The organism is Spirosoma agri (assembly GCF_010747415.1).
Lineage (GTDB): Bacteria > Bacteroidota > Bacteroidia > Cytophagales > Spirosomataceae > Spirosoma > Spirosoma agri.
In genome coordinates this window covers 1,106,780-1,119,333 of sequence record NZ_JAAGNZ010000001.1, presented here as the reverse complement: position 1 = coordinate 1,119,333, position 12,554 = coordinate 1,106,780, and the positions used below count along the sequence as shown (strand labels likewise).

Genomic DNA, 12,554 nt, shown 5'->3' with positions numbered 1-12,554 from the left:
TAATTCGTAAGTTCTCGGTTATGGGACACTTTGTTACGATCAAAGGCGAACGTCAACGCTGCCCGCTAATCCACTCATGGGCAGACCAGCTACAGAATCCGCGCCGGGCTTCAAATATAGCGCATTTTCGGCCGATGTGGTACACAAAAGTCGGGCTGTTACGACAGCATAAATACGACGAAACACGTTCGTTTTGTCTGGGTATTCATCCGGAACGGAAAAACTGAACGGACAATTCAATCGGGTTAATTCACTACTAATTAACGTCTTAACCAATCCGTTTGTTACTTGAACCCGTCGGATATTTCGTCTTAACGAAACGAAGGCGGCAAACAAGAAATGACCTATACAGTCAGGTTTCTTTTTGCCGCCTTCGTTCTAAACTAACTGTCCTGGCTATTTTTTCTCAAATGTCATCGCTACACCGTTCATGCAGTAGCGCAATCCCGTAGGTTTTGGCCCATCATCAAAGACATGGCCCAGGTGACCACCACAGACGTTGCACAGCACTTCGGTCCGTACCATTCCGTAGCTTTTGTCACTATTTTCTTTGAGCGCATTTTTGGCAATCGGCGCGTAAAAGCTTGGCCAGCCCGTACCCGAGTTGAACTTCGTATCCGACGAAAATAGGGGGTTGTGGCAACCAGCGCAGTAAAAGACGCCGTGATCATGAATATCATTCAGCGGGCTGGTGAACGCCCGCTCCGTTCCGTGCTCGCGTAAAACGGCAAACTGATCGGCGGTAAGAATTTTCTTCCATTCAGCATCCGTTTTGATAACGCGCCGGCCACCCGGAGGTTTCTCATCGACAAGTCGCTTCGTCTGATCGACAGAATTTGCCGCAGGTGCGAACGTGGTCTTCATACCAATAAAGCCCATCAAGAGTAAAGCAGGCACTAAGAATAACAGCGTGTTTTTCATAAGTCAGTGTGTTGGTAACTATACAGAGCGTGTACTGATTGAGTAAATTTAGTTGCGTTTCACTACGACCGTTTCCCGAAAGAAATCCATCTGTAGTGTTAGCGAGAACACCACCGTCCAGAGAATGCCACAGGCATCGGAACAGTGAGTGTCCTATGTTAAAAACAACAAAAATGAGGCTATCGTTCAGGCGTCGACGGTCGACATTGCCAGAAGTGTAGAGAGCGTAGGTGATGGACTACCACCCCGTTTTTCAACCGTTACGGCGAACGCGTCGGCGCGGTCGATAGGTCGGTTCAGTTGCTGAAGCAGCTTCGTCGTATCGCTGGTATCAAATACACCGGCATCAACGGGCTTGCCACCCACCATCGACCAAAGCTGGTACTGCTGATCGGGACGTAGCCGGGGAAGCGACCGAACTTCGACCGCGACCTGACGAGTTTTAGCATTCCAGACTACGAGCATATCACCGTTCGGAGCCTTTTCATTCCCCTTGAGTTCGAGGGTACGCGTACCTGGCTGGCGAAAGAGAGCCAATGCCTGTTCGCTTTCCGATTGATGATCTTTTAGCTGGCTAACTTCCTTTTGCAGAACCCCATTGGACGATTGCAGTTGAGCGACCGTATCCTGATTGCTACGCAGCTGCGACAGTAAAAAAAACGAGAAGCCCAGTAATAACAAGCCAATAGAAGCGGCTACAATCCAGGTAGTTTTAAACGTTGGCCGATCGACGCTCAGGTCGACGGGCATAGGTCGGATGATCGGATCGTCGGTTTTCTCTTCAAACGTGAGCTGAGCCATAATCTTCGATTTCAGCTCAGCGGGCGGCTCAACACTGTGCAGCAATGCGTAATTCTCGATGGACAAACTCAGCTGATCCAGTTCCTGCTGGACCTCAGGGTAAATAGACGACAGGCAATTAACCTCACGCCGTTCTTGGTCGCTCACTGCGCCCATAACGTACGATTCCAGGATGCCAGACGCTATGTACTCCGGTATATTCATGACTTAAATAATTGTTTTAGTTCCTGCAACGCGGCCCGAATCCGGGTTTTGACGGTTCCAAGCGGCAGATTAAGCTCATCGGCGGCCTCTTCATGGGTATAGCCCCCGAAGTAAACCAGGTCGATTAACTGTCTACGTTCTGGCCGCAGTTGACTCACAACATCCTTGATCCCGATGTGTTCAGGGTTTGGCTGTTCAGTGTTGTGCTGACGGTCAACAATATGTACGTTTTCTTCGTCTGTTCGGATTGCATTGGTTTGGGATGGCTGCGTTTTTCTGGCGCGGAGCGCATCAATGGCTGTGTTACGGGCCACATTAAGCATCCACGTAAACAACCGACCTTTACTGGCATCGTAGGCATCCAGGTTCTTCCAGATCTTCACGAAAATATCCTGCACGAGATCTTGGGCATGTTCATCATCACGAACAATTCGTAATACGACCCCGTAGAGCGCTGGCGAGTATTGGTCGTACAGCCAATGGAAAGCTTGCTCATCGCGCCTGGTAAGCTTTTCGATTAAGACACTTTCCGATACTAAAGATGACTGACGTTTCACACAGGTATAGTTAGATGGGTCAAATATAACAGAAAGTATAAATGAATGGATAGTAAAGCACTAAACATGAGAATTGTACTTAACTAATTAAAAGCTGTCTCATGAATTTACCACCGAGTATTTACTAGATGGTTATTGGCACGATTACCTTTTACTCGTGCCGTAACGAACGGGGCAGGCGCGTGCTGTTTGCGAAATGAGCGGCACGCGCCTGCCCCGTTCGTTACTTTAAGCCACTCCCTGAGAACGAGTAGGGCAGGTCAACTGTTTGGGTTCCCCGCTCTTTATTGGGCAACGACGACATGTTCAGGTCGATTATTGCCCCTTGCAGCAACCCCTGGTGACTCAACCAGTTTTTTGTATAGGGTTTGCCGTTCAGCCGCATTGTGCTGATATACCGATTCGAGTCGCTGTTGGTCGGGGCATTAATGGTGATCTGCTTACCGTTTTCCAGCCTAGCCGTCACTTTTTTGAACAGTGGACTGCCAATAACGTACTGGTCCGTAGCCGGACAAACCGGATAGAACCCCATCGCGGTAAACACGTACCAAGCCGATGTCTGCCCATTGTCTTCGTCACCACAGTACCCATCCGGTGTAGGCAGGTACAGGCGATTCATCACTTCGCGCAGCCAGTATTGCGCCTTCCAGGGTTGGCCAGCGTAGTTATACAGGTAGATCATGTGCTGAATGGGCTGGTTACCGTGCGCATACTGGCCCATATCGGCAATCTGCATTTCCCGAATCTCGTGGATTACACTCCCATAATAACTTTCATCGTACACGGGCGGCATTGTAAACACCGAATCGAGCTTGGCAGCAAATTTGTCGCGACCGCCCATCAGATCGGCCAGGCCCTGTATATCGTGAAAGACCGACCAGGTATAATGCCAGCTGTTTCCTTCGGTGAACGCATCGCCCCATTTGAACGGATTGAACGGCGACTGAAATGACCCATCTTTATTCTTACCGCGCATCAGCCCTGTTTGCTTGTCGAACAGATTGCGGTAATTCTGACAACGCTTGGCAAAGCGATCGATTTCCACCTGAGGCCGTTTCAGGGCTTTGGCCAGTTGGTAGATGGCAAAATCATCGTAGGCATACTCCAACGTCCGGGCGGCATTCTCGTTGATTTTCACATCATAGGGCACGTAGCCCAGCTCATTGTAATACTTGACACCCTGGCGACCCACCGCATCCATTGGCCCTTCGTGCTCCGAATTTTTCAAAACCGCTTCGTAAAGCGTATTGATGTCGTACCCACGGCCCCCTTTCAGGTATGCATCTGCAATGACAGACGCCGAGTTGGAACCAACCATCACACTCCGCAGACCTGGACTCGCCCATTCGGGCAACCAGCCGCCCTCCTTATAGGCATTGGCCAATCCTTCCTGCATCTGCGTATTCAGCGTTGGATACATCAGATTCAGGAACGGAAACATCGACCGGAACGTATCCCAGAAACCCGTGTCGGTGAACATGTAGCCGGGCAGCACCTGCCCATTGTAAGGACTGTAATGAACCACTTTCCTGTTTGCGTCCAGCTCGAAGAATTTGCGGGGAAACAGCAGCGAACGGTACAAACACGAATAAAATGTCTGGGTCTGGGCAAGAGACCCCCCTTCGACCTGAATCCGGCTCAACTCCTTGTTCCAGGCCGCTTTGGCCTTTTGCTTCACCGCTTCGAACGAATCCGTACCAATTTCTTTCAGGTTCAGTTCGGCCTGTTCGTAGCTGATGAACGAGGAAGCCACACGCGCTACAACGTGCTCTCCTTTCGCGGTTTTGAACCCAATGGCCGCCCCGCTGTGATTTGATGTCAATTCCAGCGTATCGTTCACCAATCGGTTGCCGCGCCAGGTTCGGGCCGAGGCAAAGGGTTTGTCAAAATAGATGACAAAATAATTTTTGAAATTCTTCGGCACACCGCCACTGTTCCGCGTTGTGTACCCAATAATCTTCCGCTCGCTGGGTATGATTTTGACGGATGACCCCTTATCGAAAGCGTCGATCACGACATACGAACTATCGGTCTTCGGAAACGTAAACCGAAAACTGGCCGCTCGTTCGGTGGGGGCAATTTCGGTGGTGACGTTATGGTCGGCCAGGTAAACGCTGTAGTAGTAGGGCTTGGCCACTTCGGCTTTGTGGGAGTACCAGCTCGCCCGTTCGTCCTGGTCGATTCGCAACTTGCCCGTCATGGGCATGATCGAAAACTGACCGTAGTCATTCATCCAGGGAGACGGCTGGTGGGTTTGCTTGAAACCCCGTATTTTGTCGGCGGCATAGGTGTATGCCCATCCATCGCCCATTTTCCCCGTCTGCGGCATCCAGAAATTCATACCCCAGGGCAGCGCAATGGCCGGATAGGTGTTTCCGTTCGATAAACTTGGCTTCGAGTCGGTTCCGATCAGCGGATTCACCAGATCGGCTAAGTCGGTTGCGGGTGTAGCTCGCTGCGCATAGCCAACGCTGGCGATAGCGAGGAGGCAAAGAAAATAAACGTGTTTTTTCATCTTGTCAATAGAGCGCCTGTCCAGCACTTGCCCGGAGGCAACGGCACCAGAATGGCTCGAGGTAAATGAGCCGCAAGTTACAGCCTGACTCTGTACGCTGCAATCAGTAAATCTGACCTACAAAAAAAGCGCCGGGCAGTGAAGCCCGGCGCCTGACAGCGCTAATTCATTCTATGTCACGATAAGTCAGTGGTTGGGTTCAGCAGGCTTTTCTCGATCCGGTCAGCTATCGATCGGGTATATTGATACCCTACCCGAAACAGTTCCCGCGCTTTGCTGATATCGGTGGTTCCGTACTGCGCCAGCTGGGGCGGTTCAATCAGGACATTACACTTCGCAAAGCGATCCTTCGTTTTACTCTGCACTGCCAGCACCAGACTGCGCTCAATAACACCCCGCATCGACGTGATTGGTTTCCGTGGGCCCAGCACGTTGCAGTGCGACCCGATCATGAAATCTACTTTGTGCTCGATCACGTCGGCCGGCAGGTTATTTAAAACGCCACCATCCACAAATTGCCGTTTATCGATCAATAGCGGCTCAAAAATTCCCGGCAGACAGCAGGACGCCAGCACAGGCCGGATCAGTTCACCTTTCTCAAAAACCACCAGTTCGCCGTTGTTCAGATCGACCGCAACCACGTGCAATGGAATCTGTAATCCTTCGAACGAATCATGCGGTATGTATTTGCGGTACAAATCAATGACCATGTCGAGTCGCAGCAATCCCATCCGACTCCAGGCGGGCCGCAGGTGACGGACAAACGACGACGATTCAATGATTTTCAGGCTCTCATCGGGCGTGTAGCCTTGTGCCAGCATTGCCCCCGCAACCGCTCCGGCACTGGTTCCGGCAATCTGATCGAAGTCAATGCCCATCTCCTTCAATGCTTTAATGACGCCCAAATGGGCTAGACCACGCGCTCCACCACCCGATAAGGCAAGACCGATTTTCATTGTTCATCAAGACAATACGGTTCCATAACGGCAGGATTAACGGTTTGGTTTGTAGGGATGCGTCAGGCGGATGGAAATCCGCTTTATTGCCGTTTGAGAGGCCATATTGACACATTAAGCCTACCGATATGCTGGTTTCCTCCTGCGCTACGGGCGTTACAGGAAGTCTGCCAACCGGCCCTTTTCGCTGACCCGAGCGCCTTTGTCGGTCATCTCGACAGTAGCTGCTTCGGTTACCGGATCGTGTTCAAAGACCAGAATCCAGTTTTCGTCGGCTGCGCGCTGCAACAGGTGAGTCTTCTCATCCATCGTCAGCAGGGGCCGCACATCGTAGCTCATCACGTAGGGCAACGGTACATGAGCCGACGAGGGGATCAGATCAGCCATGTACGCTACCGTCCGTCCCTTGATGGTAAACATGGGTAACGCCATTTTCTCGGTGTGCCCGTCTACGTACAGCATCGACACATCACTGAATGGAAATTCCGTTTCAGTCAAAAAGTTTAGCTGGCCACTTTCCTGCAACGGCAAAATATTTTCGCGCAGAAACGATGCTTTTTCGCGTGGGTTTGGCTGGATCGCCCAGGCCCAGTGCGCCGGATGCGTCCAGTACGCAGCATTGGCAAAAACGGGTCGCAGTTGTTCCCCTTCCCGCCTGACAGCCCCACCCACATGATCGAAATGCAGATGCGTAAGCAGTACATCGGTTACGTCCGTTGCCGAATAACCGGCCTTTTGAATTGACTCCAGCAGCGACGCATCGCCGTGCAGGTCATAATGGCCAAAGAATTTAGCATCCTGTTTATCGCCAATACCGGTATCGATCAGCAGGAGCCGATCGCCCTGTTCATACAGCAAACAGCGCATAGCCCAGGTGCAGCGATTCTGTTCATCGGCGGGATTGAGCTTGTTCCAGAGTGGTTTGGGCACGACGCCGAACATGGCTCCGCCGTCGAGTTTGAAAAGTCCGGTGTCAAGGGGTTGGAGAGTCATACAACGCGAGAGTTATCCCGCAAAGGTAGTATCTGCCGTGAATAACTACGGCTGCTACCCAATGGGCAGGCTGAACCCGATTCAACAGCACCCGTCTCGCAGGAAACTGGTCAGGAGCGACTCAGGAAATACGCAAATACCCACGACGCCACAGCAGTCAGCCCATGAATCCATTCGGTTCCGGGTACTGCATGCAGAGCATTGAGCACAACGAGCATATCCACCACCGGAATCAATGACCCAACCAATACAACAACCATCAGCGGCTTGCGCCAATTTACAGCGGTGAAAATGATCAAAATCAGGCCCGTAAACAGATCACGAATCCCCTTAATAGAATGGAAAGAGTCTGACGGTTGATCATAAACAAGGCCAAACCCGCGTTCGGCGGTTTCGGGCAGAAACAGAAACCGTGCCCCGAGAAAGAGCAGGGCGATTCCGAAAAAATAACCAGTGATTTTCGCCCACAAGGGCAGTTTGTCCGTTTGCATCGTCGTAGTTGATTGGTTTGACAACACAAAGGTCGGCCCCGTAGCAGGCGCTCACATTCACCTACGTGAAGATCGGTCAGTAGTGTTTTCCCGCTCGTTGCGCCCGAATTCGGCTCAGCGACTGCGGTTTGATTCCGACGTATGATGCGACAACATATTGAGGCACGCGCTCGGCCAGCTCCGGAAACAGACGCAGAAAACTATCGTAGCGTTCGTCGGCCGTCTCACTGTAAAAGGATGTCAACTTCTGCAAGGTTATCACAAAAAGTTGCTCGGCCACTAACCGCCCAAATTGCTGACCGTGTTGCAGCGTTTTGTATAATTGCTGAAGGTTATCGTAACTGATGCGCCACAACGCGGTAGGTTCGATGGCCTGAATGTAGCGCGTAGAGGGCGTTTGTGGCAGAAAGCTTTCGTAGTTGCAGGCAAATGTCTGATCCGGCGAAAAGTCGTAGGTATGTTCCTCGCCGTCGTCGAGTACGTAATAGCGCAACAGGCCAGTCTTTACAAAACCCACATACCGGCAAACCTCACCGGCCTGCAAGAAGAAGTCACCGGGCTCAAGGTCGTACGATTCAAAAAGTTGATCGATAAGTACTTCGTCGGTATCGGCGACGGGAACAAACTGGCGAATGGCGTCCATCAGCAGTGTCTTATCGGCTGTCATGTTACTTTTCGGGCAGAAAATACGTTCGGATAGTAAGCGATTTACACTAATATGCACGATTCTTGTCAGGAACCCAAAACGAAGGGTGTTCTAAACCTGTTCTGTCGATGACCTTACTTCCAGGCACTCGCTTTACGGCAACTCCGCACAGCGTATTCGTCGCGACTAAACTCCGCCAACAATCTACGAAAGGCGATTGTTCGTAATAAGGTGTAAGCGACTCGCTAACCGTCTTGATTACTTTTTCGTTATGAAACGCATTGTTCATAAACACCCGCTGGCGATTCGCTGGTTTCACTGGGTCAACTTCCCGGTGCTGTTCGTCATGATCTGGAGTGGCCTGTTGATTTACTGGGCCTATCATCCCTATAAAATTCAGATTGGCGACTACGTGCTAGTCTCATTTTTTCCGGACGGATTTTTTAAGTTTCTGAAAATACCGCGCCGGTTAGCCGAGGGGATGGCGTGGCACTTTGTGTTCATGTGGATCTTTTTGATCAATGGCTTATTCTATGTGGGATATACGGTCATTTCGGGCCAATGGCGTCATCTGGTTCCTGATCGAAACTCGTTCCGCGAAGCCATTCAGGTGACGCTTCATGATCTGGGGCTGCGCAAAACCCAGCCGCCGTTCATCAAATACAACGGAGCCCAGAAAATCGCTTATTTCGCGATCATGCTCATGGGTATCGGATCAGCAGTAACGGGTTATGCCATTTACAAACCAACTCAATTTTCGTGGCTTACGACTTTACTCGGTGGTTACGAAGCCGCCCGACTGGAACATTTTGCGCTAACGATCGGCTTTGTGCTCTTCTTTTTTGTCCACGTTGGCCAGGTGATTCGTGCGGGCTGGCATAACTTTCAGTCGATGGTGACCGGTTTTGAGGTCGTAAAGCCCGGTGCGTCGGATCGGCCCGCTGCGACAGAACCGGATAAAATCCGACCCACTGACCCTACCGACTCGACACCTTCTCCCGTAGACAGTCCAACTCAACCCGCTCTCTCATGACCTCATCAACAAAACCCGATACAGACGAACCACAACTGCCACAGAAAGACGTTCCGGAGTCAGCCCTTCGCCGGAAAATGCTGGTTTCCTTCGGTTTGTTTGCCGTAGCCTCTGCGGTTCCCTTTGGCGTTTACAACTGGATAACACGCAGTCCCAAAGAAATGGGCACGCTGAAGCCCCTTCGTAATGTATTGAACACAAACGAGGCTATTGCCCGGACGTATTTCAGCAACACCCATCTGGTACGGACATTTCCGGTTGAAGAAGCCGCCAAGAAAGCGCGCATCAACAGTTACGAAGGCATAAAAACGCCCGTTCCCGAAGATTGGAAAATGCTCATTGAGACGCCCGGAAGACCGGCTCTGGAAGTGACCATCGAAGACGTCAAGGCGTTACCGAAGCAGGAGATTGTCTTTGAATTCAAGTGCATTGAAGGCTGGAGTCAGGTCCAGCACTGGGGTGGCGTTCGGCTCTCGGATTTCATGGAACACTATAAACTGGGAACGCGCAGCGGCAATGGGCCCAATCCCGACGCGACCAACGATTTATTCAAGTACGTCGGTCTGGAAACGCCCGACAAAGGCTATTACGTGGGTGTTGATATGAAGAGTGCGCTGCATCCGCAAACGCTGTTAGCCTACGAGCTGAACGGTCAACCCATTACGGCTCCGCACGGCGCTCCGCTCCGGCTACTGATTCCAGTGAAATACGGTGTTAAAAATCTTAAACGCATTGGCCGGTTATTCTTCGCCGATGAACGTCCGCGCGATTTCTGGGCCGAACGAGGATATGATTATTATGTTGGCTTGTGAGGTACTGATTCATCGCAATGATCGTACGATGAATCAGTACCCGTTGTTGCTCACCGAAACAGCGTAAGCCTATCCGTTAAGTTTGATTTGTGAGAACATCCGAGGTCAGGCGTAAAGCCCGATTTGAATTTTGGGCTATGGTCAGACTAGACTGAACGGGCCGGGAGACCAGGCTATTAATTATTTCAGGATTGCCAAGGCTACCGGCTTGACCAAATGAGACATCGAAAGCCCGTTTCGGTAATGCGCCAATCATCTGCTTCCTGTCCATAACCCAGGCGCGATCGATGTTATGGCTTGCTCCCGGATCAACCGACGGGTCTGGCAATCCTCTCGTCCGGACACGCGAATGTCGAGAACCATGATCTAAGGCCGTTGTCTGTCGGCGGCTTGTAGGTTCATCAATATCCTGATTGGTGTCTATCAATGCCACGATCCAGCATTTTGTGGTAAATGACCGTTGACGTTCGCAACCTGCCGAACGGGTAATAAAAGCTTTTCATCCCTTCCGCACAGATTTACCCAGACGTACAGGTTACCGTAGGCAAAACCGCAATATTGATCCGATTACTGATCACCTGTTTGAGCCAGTCAGTGAACTAGTTAGGCACACTGGCTCGCCGGGTACACTCGTCGATACGTGGCGATTGATAGCCTCCAGCCCCGGTGCGCGGTGATGGTTTCCTGTATCAGGGCCATCATACACAACCGATCAATTCCAACTCGGTAAGTACGATCACTTAGTACAGCTTACGAGTGCGCTTTTGCAGACAACCCGTTATGTCTATGCAAAAGCATAGCCAGTACCACTCATAGCTGCAACGGAGACAATAGACCCCACAGTTGAGTAAAAATACCCACACAAAATTTACTATACACAAGTATTATTACTCAAACAAGGCACTAATAATCAACTGATTGACTATTAATAAATTACTTGGCATATTTTTTAATCCCAGGTATTGTAATTCACAATTTAATGTAGTCACATCAATTACCTCATTACTCATTACTATGCTTTTTGACAGAAGAAACGATCTGATCACCGATCAAAAATACGTATCAGGATTATTGACCGGGTTGGTCGCAGGTCTGGCTGTCGGCTTTCTGTTTGCACCCCGGCAAGGAAAAGACCTTCGTAAACAAATACTAAGTACGGTAAACGACAAAACGAAGGAAGTTCAAGATAAATGGAACGATACAAAGGCGCAGGAAACCGCTGATACGATCAAAGCCGACGCCGATCACATCACCGACAAAGCAAAAGACAAGTTTGACAACTACGCTGACAAGGCAGATGACAAAACTGATCAACTGGCAAATGATGCTAAGTCAGGTATTGCCAAACTCAAAGACATGTTCAAAGTCAGCTAATTGATTCGCGGCTTTTCTGATTTACTCAACACTCATATAGGGATCCCGGCCTCGCCATGAAGTAGGGACTCACATTTAAAGTTCGGAAAATTGGACGATCAGTTATCAGATAAGTCCAAAACGAGCGATACTTTTTTACTTAATGCATTACCTCAACTGTTAATTATAGAATAAAATGGAACACAAACTTTCTTACTCGACCGATCCGGCTTATGGCCGTGGTAGTTTTATAAAACGTATTTCCTGGAGCGCCGTTTTCGCCGGGGTACTGGTAGCCATTGTTAGCCAAATGCTGCTGACCTTATTAGGGGTTGGCATTGGCCTAAGCACCATTGATCCAGTATCGGAACAGAACCCGACCGCTGGACTAGGCACAGGAAGCGCCGTCTGGTATATCATCAGCAGCCTCCTCTCGCTGTTCATCGGTGGATGGATAGCCGGTCGTCTGGCCAGCACACCTCGCCTGTTCGACGGTATTATTCACGGGGTACTGACTTGGTGTCTTGCTACGTTGATAACGATCTATTTTCTGACGACGACTATTGGTAGCATCATTGGTGGAGCCGGTCGACTAGTCGGTGGTTTGGTTAGCACCGCCGGATCGGCTGTAGCTGCGGCTGCACCCGGTATCGGTAACGCGGTTCAGGGTCAGCTTAAAGAGAATGGCGTTGACTTGCAGAACCTGGACCTAAACGACCTGAAGCAGGAAGCCAACAAATTGCTACGGCAAACGGGCAATGCCAATCTTGACCCAAACACGCTGGAACGCAAAGCCGATCAGGCTGGCGAGCAGGCAAAAAATGCCGCTAACCGTGCTGCTTCCAATCCTCAGTCGTCGGACGATATTGCGGATGGTTTGTTCAGCCGGTTGTTCAAACAGGGACAGGCTACGGTCAACAGTGTAGATCGCGACGATGCTGTGAATGTGGTCATGAAACGGACTGGCAAGAGCCGGGCTGAATCTGAGCAGGTAGTTGATAACTGGATCAACACCTACAAACAGGCAGCGGCCAAGTTTGAACAGACGAAACAGGAAGCGGAAGTGAAAGCACGGCATGCAGCCGATGCCGCTGCTTCAGCTGCGTCTAAAGCCGCCATCTTTGGCTTCTTTGGTCTGTTGATCGGTGTAGGGGCTGCGGGATTTGGAGCTAAGATGGGTACTGATTCTAAGGACAATGTCAACTCACTAGATCGCCCAATCGTCTAACTCACGAAGAGGTAACCATTAAAACGGACTCGAGCCTTCACGTG

At 50.6% G+C, this 12,554-nt stretch carries 13 protein-coding genes; 4 read left to right on the top strand and 9 right to left on the bottom strand.

The features are described 5' to 3' along the window. Positions 1 to 39 precede the first annotated feature (39 nt). From GK091_RS04680 to GK091_RS04640, 9 genes are all read right to left on the bottom strand, one after another. Positions 40 to 240, bottom strand: coding sequence for a hypothetical protein (locus GK091_RS04680; protein ID WP_164035446.1), 201 nt, complete (start codon positions 238 to 240; stop codon positions 40 to 42). A gap of 156 nt (positions 241 to 396) precedes the next feature. Then, positions 397 to 921 carry a peptide-methionine (R)-S-oxide reductase MsrB gene (gene msrB, locus GK091_RS04675; RefSeq protein ID WP_164035445.1) on the bottom strand — a complete coding sequence of 175 codons (525 nt, stop codon included), beginning with the start codon at positions 919 to 921 and terminating at the stop codon, positions 397 to 399. A gap of 186 nt (positions 922 to 1,107) precedes the next feature. Beyond that, a complete protein-coding gene (locus GK091_RS04670) occupies positions 1,108 to 1,926 on the bottom strand; it encodes an anti-sigma factor (protein ID WP_164035444.1) in 819 nt (272 codons plus the stop codon). Next, positions 1,923 to 2,483, bottom strand: coding sequence for an RNA polymerase sigma factor (locus GK091_RS04665; RefSeq protein WP_164035443.1), 561 nt, complete (start codon positions 2,481 to 2,483; stop codon positions 1,923 to 1,925). Before GK091_RS04665 ends, GK091_RS04670 begins: the two co-directional genes overlap by 4 nt. Positions 2,484 to 2,706: 223 nt before the next feature. Continuing rightward, the gene (locus tag GK091_RS04660) at positions 2,707 to 4,998 is read right to left on the bottom strand and encodes a GH92 family glycosyl hydrolase (protein WP_164035442.1); all 2,292 of its coding nucleotides are present in this window, start codon (positions 4,996 to 4,998) and stop codon (positions 2,707 to 2,709) included. 176 nt (positions 4,999 to 5,174) lie between these two features. Next, complete coding sequence (locus GK091_RS04655; protein ID WP_164035441.1) at positions 5,175 to 5,954, bottom strand: patatin-like phospholipase family protein; 780 nt, start codon at positions 5,952 to 5,954, stop codon at positions 5,175 to 5,177. Between the two features lie 156 nt (positions 5,955 to 6,110). After that, positions 6,111 to 6,947, bottom strand: coding sequence for an MBL fold metallo-hydrolase (locus GK091_RS04650; RefSeq protein WP_164035440.1), 837 nt, complete (start codon positions 6,945 to 6,947; stop codon positions 6,111 to 6,113). Between the two features lie 110 nt (positions 6,948 to 7,057). Further along, complete coding sequence (locus GK091_RS04645) at positions 7,058 to 7,438, bottom strand: DUF4267 domain-containing protein (RefSeq protein ID WP_164035439.1); 381 nt, start codon at positions 7,436 to 7,438, stop codon at positions 7,058 to 7,060. Between the two features lie 76 nt (positions 7,439 to 7,514). Beyond that, on the bottom strand, positions 7,515 to 8,105 hold the full coding sequence (locus tag GK091_RS04640; protein WP_164035438.1) for a Crp/Fnr family transcriptional regulator: 591 nt from the start codon (positions 8,103 to 8,105) through the stop codon (positions 7,515 to 7,517). Between the two features lie 250 nt (positions 8,106 to 8,355). Between GK091_RS04640 and GK091_RS04635 the strand changes: the two genes are divergently transcribed. The 4 genes from GK091_RS04635 (at position 8,356) to GK091_RS04620 (ending at position 12,510) form a co-directional block, all read left to right on the top strand. Continuing rightward, positions 8,356 to 9,117, top strand: coding sequence for a cytochrome b/b6 domain-containing protein (locus tag GK091_RS04635; protein WP_164035437.1), 762 nt, complete (start codon positions 8,356 to 8,358; stop codon positions 9,115 to 9,117). Beyond that, positions 9,114 to 9,929, top strand: a complete 816-nt coding sequence (locus tag GK091_RS04630) for a molybdopterin-dependent oxidoreductase (protein ID WP_164035436.1) — start codon at positions 9,114 to 9,116, stop codon at positions 9,927 to 9,929. Before GK091_RS04635 ends, GK091_RS04630 begins: the two co-directional genes overlap by 4 nt. Positions 9,930 to 10,943: 1,014 nt before the next feature. After that, positions 10,944 to 11,303: a YtxH domain-containing protein gene (locus GK091_RS04625; RefSeq protein WP_164035435.1), complete on the top strand. Its 360-nt coding sequence runs from the start codon at positions 10,944 to 10,946 to the stop codon at positions 11,301 to 11,303. A 175-nt stretch (positions 11,304 to 11,478) separates the two neighbouring features. Beyond that, positions 11,479 to 12,510: a YrzE family protein gene (locus GK091_RS04620; RefSeq protein ID WP_164035434.1), complete on the top strand. Its 1,032-nt coding sequence runs from the start codon at positions 11,479 to 11,481 to the stop codon at positions 12,508 to 12,510. The last annotated feature ends 44 nt before the right edge of the window (positions 12,511 to 12,554 follow it).

Bases quoted from the DNA above. Each gene is read 5' to 3' on its own strand.
- msrB (WP_164035445.1), bottom strand. From the start codon at position 921: ATGAAAAACACGCTGTTATTCTTAGTGCCTGCTTTACTCTTGATGGGC.
- GK091_RS04670 (WP_164035444.1), bottom strand. From the start codon at position 1,926: ATGAATATACCGGAGTACATAGCGTCTGGCATCCTGGAATCGTACGTT.
- GK091_RS04660 (WP_164035442.1), bottom strand. From the start codon at position 4,998: ATGAAAAAACACGTTTATTTTCTTTGCCTCCTCGCTATCGCCAGCGTT.
- GK091_RS04655 (WP_164035441.1), bottom strand. From the start codon at position 5,954: ATGAAAATCGGTCTTGCCTTATCGGGTGGTGGAGCGCGTGGTCTAGCC.
- GK091_RS04650 (WP_164035440.1), bottom strand. From the start codon at position 6,947: ATGACTCTCCAACCCCTTGACACCGGACTTTTCAAACTCGACGGCGGA.
- GK091_RS04645 (WP_164035439.1), bottom strand. From the start codon at position 7,438: ATGCAAACGGACAAACTGCCCTTGTGGGCGAAAATCACTGGTTATTTT.
- GK091_RS04640 (WP_164035438.1), bottom strand. From the start codon at position 8,105: ATGACAGCCGATAAGACACTGCTGATGGACGCCATTCGCCAGTTTGTT.
- GK091_RS04635 (WP_164035437.1), top strand. From the start codon at position 8,356: ATGAAACGCATTGTTCATAAACACCCGCTGGCGATTCGCTGGTTTCAC.
- GK091_RS04630 (WP_164035436.1), top strand. From the start codon at position 9,114: ATGACCTCATCAACAAAACCCGATACAGACGAACCACAACTGCCACAG.
- GK091_RS04625 (WP_164035435.1), top strand. From the start codon at position 10,944: ATGCTTTTTGACAGAAGAAACGATCTGATCACCGATCAAAAATACGTA.
- GK091_RS04620 (WP_164035434.1), top strand. From the start codon at position 11,479: ATGGAACACAAACTTTCTTACTCGACCGATCCGGCTTATGGCCGTGGT.